The following is a 14,920-nucleotide window of genomic DNA, read 5'->3' as shown; positions in this document are numbered from 1 at the left end:
ATTGACCTCCTTTCGCATTTGTATGTTATGGGAATCATTATACCGCGAATGGTGATTCAACAAAACCTTTTTGGTTCTGGCTTGTCCAGGTTAGGACTACAACGAACAATACGGGTTTTAAGAGCATTTAGCTCAAGCTCAAGCTTTTTAAGCCCTTTTTCCACACAAGCCATGGCAAAATCAGCGGCTTTTCTGGATGGAGTGAAAACCATGAAATCATCAGCAAAACGTACAAAAGGCAGGTTGTTGGATGTGAGGTAATTATCAAAAGCCGTAAGATAAATGTTGCATAATAATGGAGAAATCACACCCCCTTGGGGAATTCCTCTCCGTTTTGATAAAATACCGGTTCGGGGTGTTCCCACATCCAGCCATTTAGAAATAAGCTGTAGCAGCTCCTTATCCGGTATTACTTTTTTAAGACTTGTTTGTAATTTTTTATGGGGAATATTGTCAAAAAAAGATTTTATATCAGCATCCACAATCCAATAATAATCACATCGGATATGCTCTCTGACTCTGGACATGACCATGTCAATGGACCGGTTTGGCCGATAACCAAAACTGTCATGGTGGAACAGCGTTTCGGCAATGGGTGTAAGTACGGACAAAACCGCTCTTTGGGCAAGTTTGTCTCGAAGTGTCAGGGCGGAGATGATTCTTTTTTTGCCATTACCCTTTAATACTGGAAACATTCGTATGGGATCTGGGGTATAGATACCTTGGGACAGTTCCCGTGAGAGTTGCAAAATATGCTGGACAAGATTTTTTTCCATTTCCCGCCTGGATATCCCGTTGGCCCACACGGAATTGTCACTTCTTAATTTTTTCCATGCAAGATTTAATATTTCCGGGGATGCGGCAAGTTGTAATAAATCACCCATTTTAAGGTGTCCCTGTTTGCGGCCGGTTTAAGTTAAGAATCAATGATATTCAAATCATCAAGAGCCGGTTTTCCATGAAAAGAAGAAGTATTGCCCATAATTCTCATACAGGAATTGAATTTTTCTGTAAAGTAATCAATTTCATTTTTTATGTTTCATAAAGATATTTGTTTCTTTTAGTTTGAACCAAAAGCTTTGCTTGACATGGTAATTATGATATTGTATTTGACATTTATATGTAAAATATCATTGACTGAAAATACCAAATGGATAATAGATGGCAAGATCTCATCCCATCGTCGTTGCTTATGATATTTCTAAGAATAAAATCCGTGCCAGGGTTAGGAAAATATTGCGTGAATGGAATTTGGATAACCAGAAGTCCGTTTACGAGTGTCGTTTGACCCTTGAACAGGCTGAAGAACTGTTTTTACAATTGAGCGCTGAAATTGATACAGACACTGATAATCTGATTATGGCCTGGGTTGAAATGAGACGAAAAGTTTTAACAAAGGGCATGGGCAATAATACATCTGTGAATAAAAAAATGTTTTATTACGGTTGATTTCCTGGAGGAAAGATGGCAAGGCCTGGGTGGTATATGTTTTGTTATGATATTGCAGACCCAAAGAGATTGGTAAAAGTTCATCGCCTGATGAAGAAAAGCGGTCTTGCTGTCCAGAAATCTATATTTTTTATCCAGGGGACAGAATTACAAATGAAGGCATTGCTGGGTGATCTGGGGAAACTCATTAAACCCAAATACGATGATATCCGGGCTTATCCTGTGGAAAGTCCGGATAAGGTTTGGACAACCGGAGGTGTCCTGGAATCCTATCCCTTGATTGTTCTTGAGGATAAAAAGGAACATAACTCCCATGGAAAACCTTCCTCCTCCACAGCTTCGTCTGCCAAAGTATCGTTTTGGAGGCGTTTATGGAAAAAATGACGTTAATTGAGGATCGACGTGATACAACTGTGGTGCTGGATGGAAAAGCTTTGAAAATCAAGCATGCAGATGCCACCATGCAACGCATTCCTCTGGGAATGGTGGGGCAGGTTATTGTTTACGGAAGTCCCCAGGTTTCCTGTGATGTATGGAGGGTATTATCGGAACTTGGTGTGGCAGCCGTGCTCTTACCTTCCAGGGGGACAGGTGCTTCTGCCTGGCTTGGAGCGGGTATCTCAACATCCATTATGGTCCGCATAAAACAGTACCGGGCATGGAATGATTCTGATGTTAAACTCAGGGTGGTGTCCTGGCTGTTGCAGGGAAAGATCACAGGAGTGCGTACTTTATTGAACTCTTTGACCCATAACGGTTCAAATGGTTTTTTACGGCAGGCTATCCAAAGTGTCAAAATAACAAATAGAGTGACAAAAGCAGGGAAAAAATCCAATGGCGTATTAAAAGAGTGTCTGCACCAGTTAGGCGTTTCTAAAAGCATTGATTCGTCCCGGGGGGTAGAGGGGGCGGCAGCAAAGGAATGGTTTGGATTTCTGGCAGTTTTTCTCAGTAAAAAATGGAAGTTTAAAGGGAGAAACAGGCGCCCTCCAAAAGACCCGGTAAATGCCCTGTTGTCTCTTTCTTATACATTATTGATGTCAGAAATAAGAAAAGAGGTGAATATTCGTGGTCTTGACCCGGCCCTGGGGTTTCTTCATTCTCCTTATCCCGGTCGGGAATCTTTAATTCTTGACATTGCAGAACCATTGAGACCCGGTGTGGATGCTTTTGTTTTGAATATAATTGGAGAACTTAGCCCTGGCCATTTTACAACATCCGGAACAGATGGCTGCCGCATTTCAAAGGAAGGGCGGAAAATTTATTTTTTTGCATGGGAGGAATGGAAAAAAAAATGGCCAATATTGGATTTGACTTCTGAAGATGGGCTTGAAGTACAATCCTTAAAGTTTTATTGCACTAAGATGATTGAAGGTATGGTCGGATTGTGGTAATTCATTAGACATGATGATAATGAATTTGTTTTTATATAAAAGATACATAAAAAAACTAACTTTTTGCGAGTTTGAATGTCGTGAAAAATGTATTTTAACTTCTCAAAATAATACAATATATTTTGAGAGTGCACTCTGAATGGGGCACCGCTTATGAAGGTGATTAAGACGGAAATTACATTTAGTCTCAACTGCTGGTTGGTCTCTGAATGGGGCACCGCTTATGAAGGTGATTAAGACGGGATCAACTGCAACGCCGTACTTCTTGGCGTATCTCTGAATGGGGCACCGCTTATGAAGGTGATTAAGACTTGAAGCGGCTCGGCGATAATATACTTCACCGATCTCTGAATGGGGCACCGCTTATGAAGGTGATTAAGGAATGTTTAGAAGAAGCTAAATAATTGAAAATTTTATCTATGCTATAATAATGCGCCGGTCATTTATTCCACTTTGTTTTTGGGAGTTAAAAATGACAGATCAATTCAAGAAATTAGAAACGGTTTTGGATAATCCGGATTCGCTTACATCCATATCAATCAAGGAATTGAAACAATTAAGGCGGCTCTGCGCCAGTGCGGGTTTAATGGCTACGAATTCAGACCCGGGAATTTCCTCCACTTCCAAAAAAATATTTCCCTTTAACGGTATTGCCGTAGACCCTCAAAAAATTGAAATTCTTAAAGAGAGACTTAATCAACTGATCACAGATAAAATAAGTTTCTTACAATCAATGTGCTTCTCAGTTGCTCTTTTGCTGCATTTGTTTTTGCTTTTTTGGATTTTGACAGGTCATAAAATGGAAATATTGCCGTGGTATTTGATTGTTGGATCTTTGGGGATAATTCTGGCATTGAAAGTGCTGATCCCATCCAGCAAGGAGATACACGGAGTTCCTCTATATTATCGGTTGAGATCCAGGCATTTCATTTTTTTCTGTATTCCAATGTCGTCATTGGTTGTTGTGGGGCTATTGTTTGTTTCTCCAATGCATCTCAATTTGTTCAGTCATGAATTGGCAATTGTTACCCATGATCTGCCTTTATCAATTGGGTGTGGGAAAAATGTGTTTTTGAAAAAGACTTTGAAAAAAGGACAAACTGTTGTTGTGGAGGCAATCCATGGTGGCTGTGCCCGTGTTTTTTCAAATGAAGCAGGTATGGTTGGGTATCTTCCCTTGGAAAAAATAAAATTTACCCACAATAATACAATGGATCAGGCGAAGGGACAGGTAAAATATCTTTCCATGGCGGTATTATTAATCTGGCTCACAATTTTATTTTTTTTCAAGCTATATCACACAAAAATTGTTCCAGCACTGTTACGAAATTTGGCGCAAAAAAATAGACGATTGCTTAAAAATCAATTGGAGGCAACAAAACTGTTAAGTGATATTCATCAGGACAGTTTGGTATCAACGGCCCTTGATTTACAGGAAGCCAAAACTGATTTGATACTTAAAATTACCAAAAAATATCAAACCCATGCAGATGCTGTTCTTGATATGAAAAATATGTCGGAAGCCGATAAGAAAAAAGTTTTGGATAAGTTGTTTCGCTGGTATTCAAATTCGTTTGAATCTTAATCAGTTAAATTTGAAACTATAATAAAAGGAGTTGATATGGGGGATGAGCGTGGAAAACTTCCTGTTCGCGGTGGGCAGGAAAATAATAATGAAAAAGAGAGTGTTAATTGGGATGAATTTGATTTCAGTTTTTTAGACTCAGATGGGCAATCAGATAACACAAGTGGATATGGATCATCTAAGACCGATGGGAATTCGGAGGATGTCATGGGTATGTCATTTCCCCATTCCCCCGGAGATTTAAAAACGGTTATGCCGGAAAAACCCAGCATTATGGAAGCTCTCACCAATTTTCAGTCAGGAAAGATCAATAAATCACTTTATCTGGATCAATTGAAAATTTATGCTGATGGGCAGATTCAGATATTTGCGGACAGGGTGGAAAAAACAGTAGAGGCCCATCAAAACCTTTCCCAAGCTGCCTTGGACAATATTCGGGAGAAAATAAAATTGTGGGGAAAGGAGATTATGGCAGCCACGGATTTGAGCTTACAGAAGACGGTAAGCCAGGGGGTTCTTCGTGCCTCTGAAATTGCCAATAAAGCTCTGACGGAGTTGGCCGGAATGAATGCACCGGACATCATTGTAAAACCGGCAATGAAAGGAGTGATCGATCAGATGCAGAAAACCATTGCCAATGTTCAACATAGAGAAGTGGGCATTTCAGAAAACGGTAAAATGGAATGGGACAGACAATGAGCACCATGATGCGATTGAGGATAATTATTGCCGGGGCAGTCTGTATTGCAGCTCTGTTTTTTGGCGGGTGCGCCTCTCCTCATTTTAAAAAAGGGATGAGTGCATATCATCACAATCGCTGTGAAGTTGCTTACAACCATTTTAAGAGGGTTCCGGGAATAATAGAAACAGGATCAAAACTGGCGGACGCTTTGTCAAAAGTTGCGGTATGTATCGCCGATGGCAAGGTAAAGCAGGCTGTTGCATTAAAGACTGCCGCTGATCATTTGCAAATGCCCATGGCGGAAAAAGAATATTCACGATCATTGGAAGCCATCACAAATGCCATTTTCAAATATAAAGAAGCTGTGGAATATGCCAAGATATTTGCTCCATCATCCGGTGGGGCTTTACAAAACAAACTGGAATCCCTGGATCAGTTAAAGAAAGCCTATCTACAGCAACTGCAGAAACGAAAAATATTTTATCTTGTGTCCGTTGCAGCGAACCATGCGGAAGCCGGTGATTATGAGACAGCCGTATCTGATTTCCAAAAAGCCTTGTTAAAAGAAGGCGGAGTCCTTTCCGGCATGGAAAAAAACAAAATAAAAGAGCGATTGGTGGTTGCCGAATGTCAACATATTCGAAATCAGATAGCAATAAATGCGTGGGACAGGGTGCAGTATTCCCTGGCTTATCTGGATACCGGTGAATTTGAAGGTATTAAGCCGGATCTTGTGCAATGTGTTAAAACGGAATATGTTTCTGCATATTGTAGGGACATTTTGGAAAAGAGTGAAGGGTATTTTCGTTCAGGTAATTTGAAAAAGGCCCTTGGTGTATTGGAATCAATGGAGAATATAAATAATTTTTTGGTGCGAAAGAGGCGTTATCAGCTGCGATTTTACCAAAAAACCATTGAAAATGCCCTGGACAAAGCTGAGAAAATATATAAAAGAAAAAAACAGGAATATTTTCAATATTTAAGTCCGGAACAGGCCTGTGACATTGATGTTGTAGCCATTGAAAAAATTGATTTGATAATAAATGATGAGGTGTTGAAGAAATGTTTGGACCCAGAGGATATTGAAGACGCTTCTCTTTATTTTATTCTTAAAGATGGTTTAAAAAAAAGTTTTGTTGTCGGTGATAACTCAAAGGATACGGTTCGGACAAGATACCGCATCGCCTGCCCTGATGGAGAGCGTTGGCATGTTCAACTGGAAATATGGCTTGAAAAAGATGGTGTGACCATTTTAAAGAAAAACAATGAAGTAACCACAGACAGTTTTGAAATTTATCAAGGGTGGGGGCCATTTAAAAAGATCAGTCCCGGGCAGATAGCTGTGTTGAACTCAGTTTTGGAAACGCTTGTTCAACAAAATATTGTTTTTTTTATCCCTTTTGCCCATTGTAAAAAACAGGTTATTACTGCCGAGGCTAACGCATCCATTGAAAAGATAACATCCCCTGAAATCACAGCCGTGGATTTAGATGTTTTGAAAAAAATTATTGAAAAGAGTTCTATTTAGATGTTTGTTGGATCGTCGACATATGACAGAGTTGACAAGTGTGGAGGAATCTTTTAGGTTGCAGGACAGGAAGAATAGGATTTAACAATAAACCTCATCACTTGTGAAAGAAAGTAACATCCATGGACATCCCCCAGATCATAAGCCCGGACGGGCACATATTCAGTATTGAACCCCGGAAAGAGAAAGAAGAAAGCCGCAATGCCGTGTTTCATTTTCCCTCGGTGTCCGATTACATCCGAAGTGCCGTCAATGAAAAAAAGCCCTTTTGCTTCACCGGCAGGAGCGGTAATGCCCAGATTGGCCTTGACGCGGTACCCAAAAGCCCGGAAACCCTTCCCGTGGTGGACGGGCAAGATGTTTTTCTGGACGGCTGCATTCACAATCTCAACCCCCTGCTTGGCAATGTGCTGGATCAATTTCACAAGGGCGATGAAATCGGTCGGCTGGTGATCATGGACCCCGATTTGAGAATTCAGGATGTGCGCCACTATCTTCATAAGCGGCTTTTTGTGGGCCGGAAAATCCGTAAAGGGTATTATGACGGATTTGAAATTCATCAGGAGACAGATCCCCTCACCGGCAAGGCGTGTGATTATATCTCGGTGGCCCTGGAACCCTATCAATACCGATTTGAGCCCCATGCCATGAATCCCTCCAGCATCAATGCCGTCATTAAAAAAGGACGCATTGCCCTGAATCGCATTCGATCCAGAATTCCCTTGAACCTTAAGACAGCTCTGCTGCATCCGGGGGAGCTGTTTGTGGGGGCCATAAAAATTTCATTGGGGGATATCTATGCGGTGATTGATCCGGTGGTGGAGCTGGAAAAAGGGCAGATACGGCATTTATCAGCCATGGTGCTGGACCCTTTCAGAACCTTTCGGGATCGCCAGGTGGAGCTTTACAATTATGGTGACACCGACATGCATTTGAGCAGTGCCAGAATAAAAATCCGTTTTTTTCGCACCCGAAATCCCCTCACTGTTCCCCTGGAAAAAAACAAGGTAAAGGATGGATATCGCCTGTGCGATCTGCTCACCAATGCCGAGGTGAGTAATCTTTTACAGACCATCCAGCCTGATTCTCTGGGTATGATTTTAAACAAGGGAAATTTTGTACCCATTCCCATGGCCTTGAACCCCCATGGAGAGGCCCAGCTGGAGATGATCAAAAACTGTGTGGTACAAAGTACCCACCGCAAACCCCAACCGTTGTTTCCCGTTGATCAAAACGGAGAGTTCAAAAACACCCTGCAAAAATTGTCTGTGCTGGGGGGCATAAACAGCCGGGTGTTCATCGGCAGAAATTTTCCTGCCCCGGAGGTTCTGGATGCCCTGAAAAGAAGTGGTTTGAGAACATTTCTTATCAGTGCCGGCACCCCCGCCTTTGAGGATGATTATGTTAAAAAAATGATCAAGCTCACCCACACGGATCATTCGGATTGTGAATTTTTGCGTTATGACCCTGACATTGACAAGCTCTATACCTTTTACCATGGGTGCTTTATGGAGCCCGATGACAGGGAACGGTTTGATAGGGTTCGTTACTGGTTTGCCTTTTACGGCTCCCACAGCGAAGCCGCAGACAATCAGTTGACCATTGATCTGTTGAACCGCCTGGCAGCCCGGCTGGGGGACGAGATGGGCATTGTCCACGGCGGAGGCCCGGGATTGATGAAGGAGGCCAATGATCTGGCCCGGCAACACAATATTGTGAGTGTGGGGGTGGCCATTGATCTGGAAGGGGAAAACCAGGCATCCCTTACCACCTGTGATGGGTTAATGAAGTATAAAGAAGGATTGCGTCTGCCCCGGCAGGATCATATCCAGAAATTAAGTAATTTACCCATCATCAATACCGGTGGCTATGGCACTGCCGAGGAGTTGGCAATTTCCATTACTTCCATGAAACTCCATGAAAATCCCCTGGCCCCCATTGTTTTACTGGACCCGGATAATCTTTGGGAAAATGCCCGGAAACAGACCATTCAGATTGCAGAAAAAAAATACGGTCCTGCATTTGCCCCCCATTTAATTCATTCCTGCGCCACTGCTGTTGATGCCGTGCAGGTGCTGGTTCCATTTCTGGAAGATCCCGATACATGGTATAAGCAGAAAAAAATTCCCATGGAAGATGTTAACATGGCCCGTAAAAAATCCAGGAACATCAGAAAGCAGGACCTGGGGCTTGAGCCGGTTGAAGTGTTTGAAAAACCCAATTATCGGCTTAAATCGTAAATTTTATTTGTGGAAAATGGTATGATGCCGCCCCCGACGGGCAATGGGCCCGGGCCGGGACCGTAGACGGTCCAATTGTCCGGTTCCTATTGGCCCCCGGGGGGGCTTTGCTATGTCATCCTATGAGATTAAATCTTCCTTGACACCTTTATTGTGTCACGTTATTCTTAATACAGGTGTTTTTCTGAAAAAATCGCCGGACTTCTTTCTAATTTTCCTCTGATTTCGTTGTTGTAAACCTATCTTGGGCCACCATCACAAAAAGCACGTATCTTCTTTGTTGTTAAAATACCGGGCATCGAAAAATCTGCCTCCCTCCTGTGCGTTACGATTTCTGATTCTGTTTTGACGTTGAGACCTGGGATTCCAAGATGCCGGGTTTTGAGCCTTAAACGCTTAAATATATTTCAATATAACCGCCACGGGCGGACCGCATTCTGACCTCGCTCCGCCCACAACAAAGCTTGAAATACGCCTCTGATCTGCGAAGTATTTCCTATAAAAAAACGATCATCGGGTATTCACTTAAAAAAAGGAGGAATATTATGGTATCGCTTGAAATGATTGAGGATCTGAAAATTTTTGAAAATTTTGAAAAATCAGAGCTGGCAAAAATTCTTGAAATCTGTGTGGTGGAAAATTATCAACAGGGTGACAGGCTCTTTTGTGAAGGCGATGAAGCAAAAAACCTGTGGATAGTCAGAGACGGAGAGGTTCAACTGCGTTTTGAAATGCCTAATTCAAAACCCAGCACCGATGATACTGCCATCTCATCCCATGACAATGAAAACGCTGAATCCCAGGTCTTTGGATGGTCCTGTTTTATTCCTCCCTATCAAATGAGGTTGTCTGCTTATTGCGCCACACGAAGGTGTGAGGTTATTAAAATCAACGGTGTAAAAATTAAAACCCTGATGAGTTCAGATCCGGTGATTGGATATAAAGTCATGACTTATCTTGTTCAGGTGGTGGGGTTTAGATTTAAACAGATGCAGGAGGAAGTCGCTAAATTCATTGGCATTAATATGATGAACTCCTGGTGATCCCCAATGGCAGGTGTTGTTCATAATATGGAGCGTATATAGATGCTCAGGTGCTATAATTGATGCGTTTTTAACTCTGTTTCCCCAAAATTTACCTTAACAATAACCATCAAGAGAAAGGAGGGGAATATGAATATTCGTAAAATATTAAATCCGGTGGATGGATCAGCCCATGCCATTAATGCCACACGCTACGCAGCTGAACTTTCACATTTTTTTCATTCGGAAATGCTTCTCCTCCATTGCCATCGCAGTTTTCCCAAAATAACGGCTGAACCCTATTTTCAGAAAAGCATAGATCGAATCATCCAGGCTTCTGAAGAGTTGATCGCACCCTTTGTGGAAATTCTTGAAGAGAGTGGCGTTTTGTTTGAGACTCGGATTCTGGAGGGAGCAGCAGGGATGGTTATTCCCAATGTGGCAAAAATTAACAAGGTAGACATGATTGTCATGGGGTCCCGGGGATGTACGGATCTGGAAGGACTCATTGTGGGCAGCGTGGCTCATAAAGTGCTTCACTCTGCTGCATGCCCGGTGTTAATTGTAAAATGATCGTTTGGTGGTTTTCCATTGAAGAAAGGAGGACAAAATGACCATGAAAAAAATTCTCATCCCTTTGGGCTTGACCCTTAACGATAGAAAATCCATTAATTTTATCATTAATCGTTTTGCCCTGGATAGGACCGTGGATCTCACTCTTTTTTATATTTTTACTCCGGTACCGGAAATTGATGTGCGTAATAACCCCATCATGGAAAAAATGAACCAGAACCTGAGCTATCAAAGGAGTTTGTTAAATACCCGGGAGATGGCCCTTCACCAGGTAAAGCAGCGGCTTTTGAATAGAGGGTTCCGTGATGAACAGGTGCATTGTGTTTTTGCTCCGGTTAAAATTGATGTGCCCCGGGATATTATAAAGTTTGCCAGGTCAGAAGCGTTTGAAATGGTTATTTTCAGCAGAACCCCTGACCGGGTAATCCGTTTTTTTACCCGAAGTGTTTCAAAGAAAGTAGCAGCCGGTATTGGCAAGGGCATTGAAGTTATTATTTTGACCTGATTCAAAAGGAGGAACCCATGTCATCACATGATAAAATTGATTTGGATATCTATCGGTTTATTCTGGAAACCGTGACATCATCCAGCAGCCTGGATGTCATGAGTAACCAGGTCATACAGCTGCTAATCGGCAGTATGAAGATCAAAGGTGCCACATTTTTTGTGTTAAATGCTCTGGAAGGAGAATTGGAGATTGTGGCCACCCAAGGGCTCAGCGTTGATTATGTCAATAAAGGTCCCATACTGGTGGACAAGAGTATACAGCGGCCATCCAACCGGGAGACGGTGATCATCAGTGACACCCATGTTTCAGATCAGCTTCAGTACCCTGAAAAGGCAAAGCACGAAGGAATTCGGTCCATTGTTTCTTTGCCCATTAATGTAAAGGGTAAAACCATTGGGGCGTTGAGGTTATATCATTCCGAGGTATGGCAGATTACTCCGCTGGAAAAAAATCTATTGGAATCCCTGGCCTTAAACCTGGGTATGGCGTTGAAATATTTTCGTTTGCTCACCACCGTGGAAAGCATGAAAGATACCCTGGCAGAGGTACATCCGGTGTGGCTGTAATTTTTTATAACCGCCACGGGCAGACCTTATTTTGATCTGGATCTGCCCACAACGAAGCTTGAAATACGCCCCTGGTTTGCGGAGTATTTCATATAAACGGGCATTTTCTGTGGGACACAACAAATATAGGGTCATAGACGCGGAGCCACATGGTATTATACCGCCGCCCCCCCGACGGGCAATGGGCCGACCGGAACTGTAGACAGCTCAATTGTCCGGTTCCTATTGCCCGTCGGGGGGGGCTCTGCTGAGATTTCATGTTTCTTCCATGATTTTCATGATTCTTTTATCTTGACATGATCTCAGGAATTCATTCATCTGTTGTTGTTTGCCGTTGTCGTAAAATGCCAGCATTAACTGATTAAATTCCAGCTGTCTTTTTGCCGGAAGATTAATGGCCGGGTATCCATGGCTTAACAGATAGCCGTTCATGACAAAGCGTCCCATGCGTTTGTTGACATCATAAAAAAATTGACACCGGGCCATGGTCAGAAAAAAATGAATGGCTTTGTCCTGGATATCAGACAGTGCCTGGGCATCTTCAACCATTTTTTCAAACCGCATGGGTAACAGGGCCGGTGGGGGGGGCATATAGTCTGTCCCTGCAATGGTCACGTTGCCGCTTCTGAATTGCCCCCAATCCAGGGCCTCTTCCTTTGCCGCTATTTTGTGCAGGGCACATACTTTTTTCATGTTTACTTCAAATTGATTTTCTTCAACCCATTTGAAGAGCGTTTTCCAGGCATATGCCTGGTTTAATGTTATTTGCTGGTCTGTTATTCTGTGTCCACCAACGGTAACGCCGTCCAAAAGGGTTTGCACTTCCGGAAGGGTGTAGTTGATTCCCTCAAGATTGACGGCATCGCACACCAGTTCGGCCAGCTGACGCCTGGCAAGCATGATGGCTTTTTGCTTGTTGGGTTTGATTTGTTCCATTTTTGTCTGTTTTCCTTAAATAGATCATTGCCTCATTTGGGAAGACACTTCCGTGGATGCTCCGACAATTTCCATAAGCTTACCGTATTTGAAGCTGATGCTCTCATGGGCTACCCGTTGAAACAATTCAGCACAGCTTTAACCGCCTGTGTCTGCTACTCCTGTTTTTTAAACTTGAGCTTCACCGACGGTCTCCTTTTTTAACCGAGGTTTCTATCTGTTTCACCACCTTGTCAAAATCACTCAGCTTGTTTTTACTGTCCAAAAGACGTCCAGCATGAAATTTTTCATACTCTTTTTCTGCCAACTGTTTTGCCATTTCATGGGAAATTTTTCCGGCATGATTGAGGACATCCCTGTCATTTATGGACAAAAATGCATCCAGCTTTTTAATCCAGTCCTTCATATACATGGGCAGACGACGCATGGCCTGGCCCTGGGCAAAAACAAGATATTGTTCCACAAGGTTGTTCAGGGCCGCCAGTTCCTCTTCATAGAGATAATTCTTGGCAATGGCCACATCCTGCTTACGGACTTTGGCCCCCCGGTAACTGGTCAGCCCCATATTGGGTTTTGCCGCATCCACCCTGGAATGAATAATTTCTGCGGCGGTTTGTCCGGTAATGGCCCAGTGCATCTTGTTTTGAACGGTTTTGAAAAAATTGATGCTGATCTCCATGGTGGGATCATAATCAATGCTGGTGGCGTAAATGTCGGTGATTTTCTGATAAAAACGCCGTTCCGACGTTCGGATATCCTGTATACGGCGGGTCAGCTCTTCAAAGTAGTCAAAGGGCAGATCCGGGTTTTTAAGTCGATCATCATCCAGGGTAAACCCCTTGATAATATACTCTTTCAGTCGTTCTGTGGCCCAGATTCGGAACCGGGTGGCCACATGGCTTTTTACCCGGTAGCCCACGGAAATGATCATATCCAGATTATAATAATCAAGAAGGCGTTTTACCTGTCTTTTACCCTCTTTTCGAACTGACAAGTATTTCTTGTGAGTTGACTCGGGGGCTAACTCTTCTTCTTCATAAATGTTTAAAATATGCTGGCTGATATTTTGCTGGGATGTTTGAAACAGATTCGCCATCAAAGGCTGGGTCAGCCAAACGGTTTCATCCTCCAGCCGCACATCCAGTTTCAGGGTTCCGTCTTCTGCCCGATAAACCAGGAACTGGCCCTTTGCCTGCTCTATTTCGTATGTTTGATTTTTTTCTCGGTTGCTCATATCGTCTTCACCTCAGTGCCTGGACTCATGAGCTTGAATATCTGCTCCACGCGTCGGTTAAACTGTGTTTCTTTGTTTATTCGGATTTCCAGTCTACCTGCCTCCCGCTCTTTGGCTCGTACCTGATCCAGTCGTTGTACCAGATCATCCAGATGTTCATCTTTTCTTTTCGGGATGGGTATGAACGATTTGATCAAAAAATGATAAAGCGCCTCCATATCCAAAACAACCGGTAATTCCAATTTTTCCCCGGACTCATTCATCCACCGGGTTCCAAAATAACTGCTGACCATCCAACTGCTTTTATCAGCGTCATTTGGACGTTTATAAACGGCCACATAACGACATTTTCGGTTGTAAGTCAACATAAACAAGAGGGGGGACGGGATGGCCTTGTCCATGGTTTGCAAAACCTCAGGAGAAAGCTCGCCTGTTTTTAGGCCCACCGTAAAAACCTGAATTTCCTCTATTCCCCCATGGGCAGGTAAATTGACGGTTGCAGGCGAAAGCTTGTAAGCCCAGGTGATCTTCTGAACCTGGGAGACAAAAAGCTTTTTTACCTTTGCTGTTGGTGTGGCACGTTTATAAATTTTCTTTTTGGCAATCACATGACCAAACCTGGAAGCATCGGGAAATTTATAATTCACAATGGACTGTGAAGGCAATTTTGCCTGTAGCTGCATTATTGTTCCTCCTCCAGAATAACAAGAAAGGATATCAGTTCGAAATCATCCAGGCCTTTAATGGTGTCAACCAGTGCGGTGGTGTGGACCCCTGAAAACAGGCTGTCAATGTCCTTCTCTTCTTTTATCTCCACCATGGAGCGAATGGCCTGACCCAATAAATCGGAGTAAGGCTTCATATCCCGGCCATCATCTGTTTTGGCGTTGAACAACTGACAAACTGAGGGAATTGGACGGTTCACCCCTTTGCAGTTACCCCTGACCAGGTCCAGCAATGATTTTATCCGTGTATGATCAATGAGCACCTTTCCGTTGTTGCCCATATAAATCAGATAGTAGGGATGCAGCCGGTTATGCTGGTTGACATTAACATTTGAATTGCGGTTACGCAGGGAGAATATAACCCCGGGATGTAACCCAAGATTTACATTGGGCGGCACAACGGCATGAAGTCCATTGGGTAAATGGCCCAAGTCACCATGGGCTTTGATGTGGTTTAGAAGATCCATACGGAAATCAT

The 14,920-nt window shown here is 43.0% G+C and carries 16 protein-coding genes; 11 read left to right on the top strand and 5 right to left on the bottom strand.

Annotated elements, in window-relative coordinates; genetic code table 11:
- Positions 1–56 precede the first annotated feature (56 nt).
- Complete coding sequence (locus B9A32_RS18120; RefSeq protein ID WP_084071374.1) at positions 57–884, bottom strand: reverse transcriptase domain-containing protein; 828 nt, start codon at positions 882–884, stop codon at positions 57–59.
- Between the two features lie 277 nt (positions 885–1,161).
- Here B9A32_RS18120 and cas2 (B9A32_RS18115) point away from each other — a divergent pair, with 277 nt between their 5' ends.
- From cas2 (B9A32_RS18115) to B9A32_RS18065, 11 genes are all read left to right on the top strand, one after another.
- Positions 1,162–1,449 (top strand): CRISPR-associated endonuclease Cas2, encoded by a 288-nt coding sequence (gene cas2 / locus B9A32_RS18115; protein ID WP_084071373.1) that lies wholly within the window; start codon positions 1,162–1,164, stop codon positions 1,447–1,449.
- Positions 1,450–1,485: 36 nt separating this feature from the next.
- Entirely contained in the window at positions 1,486–1,833 is a 348-nt protein-coding gene (gene cas2, locus B9A32_RS18110; protein ID WP_170923896.1) for a CRISPR-associated endonuclease Cas2, read from the top strand.
- Positions 1,821–2,843: a CRISPR-associated endonuclease Cas1 gene (cas1, locus tag B9A32_RS18105; RefSeq protein WP_084071371.1), complete on the top strand. Its 1,023-nt coding sequence runs from the start codon at positions 1,821–1,823 to the stop codon at positions 2,841–2,843. Before cas2 (B9A32_RS18110) ends, cas1 begins: the two co-directional genes overlap by 13 nt.
- A gap of 472 nt (positions 2,844–3,315) precedes the next feature.
- Positions 3,316–4,428, top strand: coding sequence for a hypothetical protein (locus B9A32_RS18100; protein WP_084071370.1), 1,113 nt, complete (start codon positions 3,316–3,318; stop codon positions 4,426–4,428).
- Positions 4,429–4,464: 36 nt separating this feature from the next.
- Positions 4,465–5,127 carry a hypothetical protein gene (locus tag B9A32_RS18095; protein WP_084071369.1) on the top strand — a complete coding sequence of 221 codons (663 nt, stop codon included), beginning with the start codon at positions 4,465–4,467 and terminating at the stop codon, positions 5,125–5,127.
- Positions 5,112–6,638, top strand: a complete 1,527-nt coding sequence (locus tag B9A32_RS18090; RefSeq protein WP_139795884.1) for a hypothetical protein — start codon at positions 5,112–5,114, stop codon at positions 6,636–6,638. Before B9A32_RS18095 ends, B9A32_RS18090 begins: the two co-directional genes overlap by 16 nt.
- Before the next feature lie 122 nt (positions 6,639–6,760).
- Entirely contained in the window at positions 6,761–8,878 is a 2,118-nt protein-coding gene (locus tag B9A32_RS18085) for an LOG family protein (RefSeq protein WP_084071367.1), read from the top strand.
- 545 nt (positions 8,879–9,423) lie between these two features.
- On the top strand, positions 9,424–9,921 hold the full coding sequence (locus B9A32_RS18080; RefSeq protein WP_084071366.1) for a Crp/Fnr family transcriptional regulator: 498 nt from the start codon (positions 9,424–9,426) through the stop codon (positions 9,919–9,921).
- A gap of 129 nt (positions 9,922–10,050) precedes the next feature.
- A complete protein-coding gene (locus tag B9A32_RS18075; RefSeq protein ID WP_084071365.1) occupies positions 10,051–10,473 on the top strand; it encodes a universal stress protein in 423 nt (140 codons plus the stop codon).
- Positions 10,474–10,510: 37 nt separating this feature from the next.
- Complete coding sequence (locus B9A32_RS18070) at positions 10,511–10,978, top strand: hypothetical protein (protein WP_084071364.1); 468 nt, start codon at positions 10,511–10,513, stop codon at positions 10,976–10,978.
- 17 nt (positions 10,979–10,995) lie between these two features.
- Positions 10,996–11,547, top strand: a complete 552-nt coding sequence (locus B9A32_RS18065; RefSeq protein WP_084071363.1) for a GAF domain-containing protein — start codon at positions 10,996–10,998, stop codon at positions 11,545–11,547.
- Positions 11,548–11,802: 255 nt separating this feature from the next.
- Here B9A32_RS18065 and B9A32_RS18060 read toward each other — a convergent pair whose 3' ends face one another.
- The 4 genes from B9A32_RS18060 to B9A32_RS18045 form a co-directional block, all read right to left on the bottom strand.
- Positions 11,803–12,483, bottom strand: coding sequence for a Fic family protein (locus tag B9A32_RS18060; protein ID WP_084071362.1), 681 nt, complete (start codon positions 12,481–12,483; stop codon positions 11,803–11,805).
- A 181-nt stretch (positions 12,484–12,664) separates the two neighbouring features.
- The gene (locus B9A32_RS18055; RefSeq protein ID WP_084071361.1) at positions 12,665–13,717 is read right to left on the bottom strand and encodes a virulence RhuM family protein; all 1,053 of its coding nucleotides are present in this window, start codon (positions 13,715–13,717) and stop codon (positions 12,665–12,667) included.
- The gene (locus tag B9A32_RS18050) at positions 13,714–14,400 is read right to left on the bottom strand and encodes a DUF4391 domain-containing protein (protein ID WP_084071360.1); all 687 of its coding nucleotides are present in this window, start codon (positions 14,398–14,400) and stop codon (positions 13,714–13,716) included. Before B9A32_RS18050 ends, B9A32_RS18055 begins: the two co-directional genes overlap by 4 nt.
- Positions 14,400–14,909 (bottom strand): hypothetical protein, encoded by a 510-nt coding sequence (locus B9A32_RS18045; protein ID WP_212638007.1) that lies wholly within the window; start codon positions 14,907–14,909, stop codon positions 14,400–14,402. Before B9A32_RS18045 ends, B9A32_RS18050 begins: the two co-directional genes overlap by 1 nt.
- Positions 14,910–14,920 lie beyond the last annotated feature (11 nt).

It is taken from the genome of Desulfocicer vacuolatum DSM 3385, assembly GCF_900176365.1.
Taxonomy (GTDB): Bacteria; Desulfobacterota; Desulfobacteria; order Desulfobacterales; family Desulfobacteraceae; genus Desulfocicer; species Desulfocicer vacuolatum.
This window is presented reverse-complemented; position numbering and strand designations above follow the sequence as displayed.

Bases quoted from the DNA above. Each gene is read 5' to 3' on its own strand.
- B9A32_RS18050 (WP_084071360.1), bottom strand. From the start codon at position 14,400: ATGCAGCTACAGGCAAAATTGCCTTCACAGTCCATTGTGAATTATAAA.
- B9A32_RS18100 (WP_084071370.1), top strand. From the start codon at position 3,316: ATGACAGATCAATTCAAGAAATTAGAAACGGTTTTGGATAATCCGGAT.
- cas1 (WP_084071371.1), top strand. From the start codon at position 1,821: ATGGAAAAAATGACGTTAATTGAGGATCGACGTGATACAACTGTGGTG.
- cas2 (WP_084071373.1), top strand. From the start codon at position 1,162: ATGGCAAGATCTCATCCCATCGTCGTTGCTTATGATATTTCTAAGAAT.
- B9A32_RS18060 (WP_084071362.1), bottom strand. From the start codon at position 12,483: ATGGAACAAATCAAACCCAACAAGCAAAAAGCCATCATGCTTGCCAGG.
- B9A32_RS18080 (WP_084071366.1), top strand. From the start codon at position 9,424: ATGGTATCGCTTGAAATGATTGAGGATCTGAAAATTTTTGAAAATTTT.
- B9A32_RS18055 (WP_084071361.1), bottom strand. From the start codon at position 13,717: ATGAGCAACCGAGAAAAAAATCAAACATACGAAATAGAGCAGGCAAAG.
- B9A32_RS18090 (WP_139795884.1), top strand. From the start codon at position 5,112: ATGGGACAGACAATGAGCACCATGATGCGATTGAGGATAATTATTGCC.
- B9A32_RS18120 (WP_084071374.1), bottom strand. From the start codon at position 884: ATGGGTGATTTATTACAACTTGCCGCATCCCCGGAAATATTAAATCTT.
- cas2 (WP_170923896.1), top strand. From the start codon at position 1,486: ATGTTTTGTTATGATATTGCAGACCCAAAGAGATTGGTAAAAGTTCAT.
- B9A32_RS18065 (WP_084071363.1), top strand. From the start codon at position 10,996: ATGTCATCACATGATAAAATTGATTTGGATATCTATCGGTTTATTCTG.
- B9A32_RS18095 (WP_084071369.1), top strand. From the start codon at position 4,465: ATGGGGGATGAGCGTGGAAAACTTCCTGTTCGCGGTGGGCAGGAAAAT.
- B9A32_RS18085 (WP_084071367.1), top strand. From the start codon at position 6,761: ATGGACATCCCCCAGATCATAAGCCCGGACGGGCACATATTCAGTATT.
- B9A32_RS18045 (WP_212638007.1), bottom strand. From the start codon at position 14,909: ATGGATCTTCTAAACCACATCAAAGCCCATGGTGACTTGGGCCATTTA.
- B9A32_RS18075 (WP_084071365.1), top strand. From the start codon at position 10,051: ATGAATATTCGTAAAATATTAAATCCGGTGGATGGATCAGCCCATGCC.
- B9A32_RS18070 (WP_084071364.1), top strand. From the start codon at position 10,511: ATGACCATGAAAAAAATTCTCATCCCTTTGGGCTTGACCCTTAACGAT.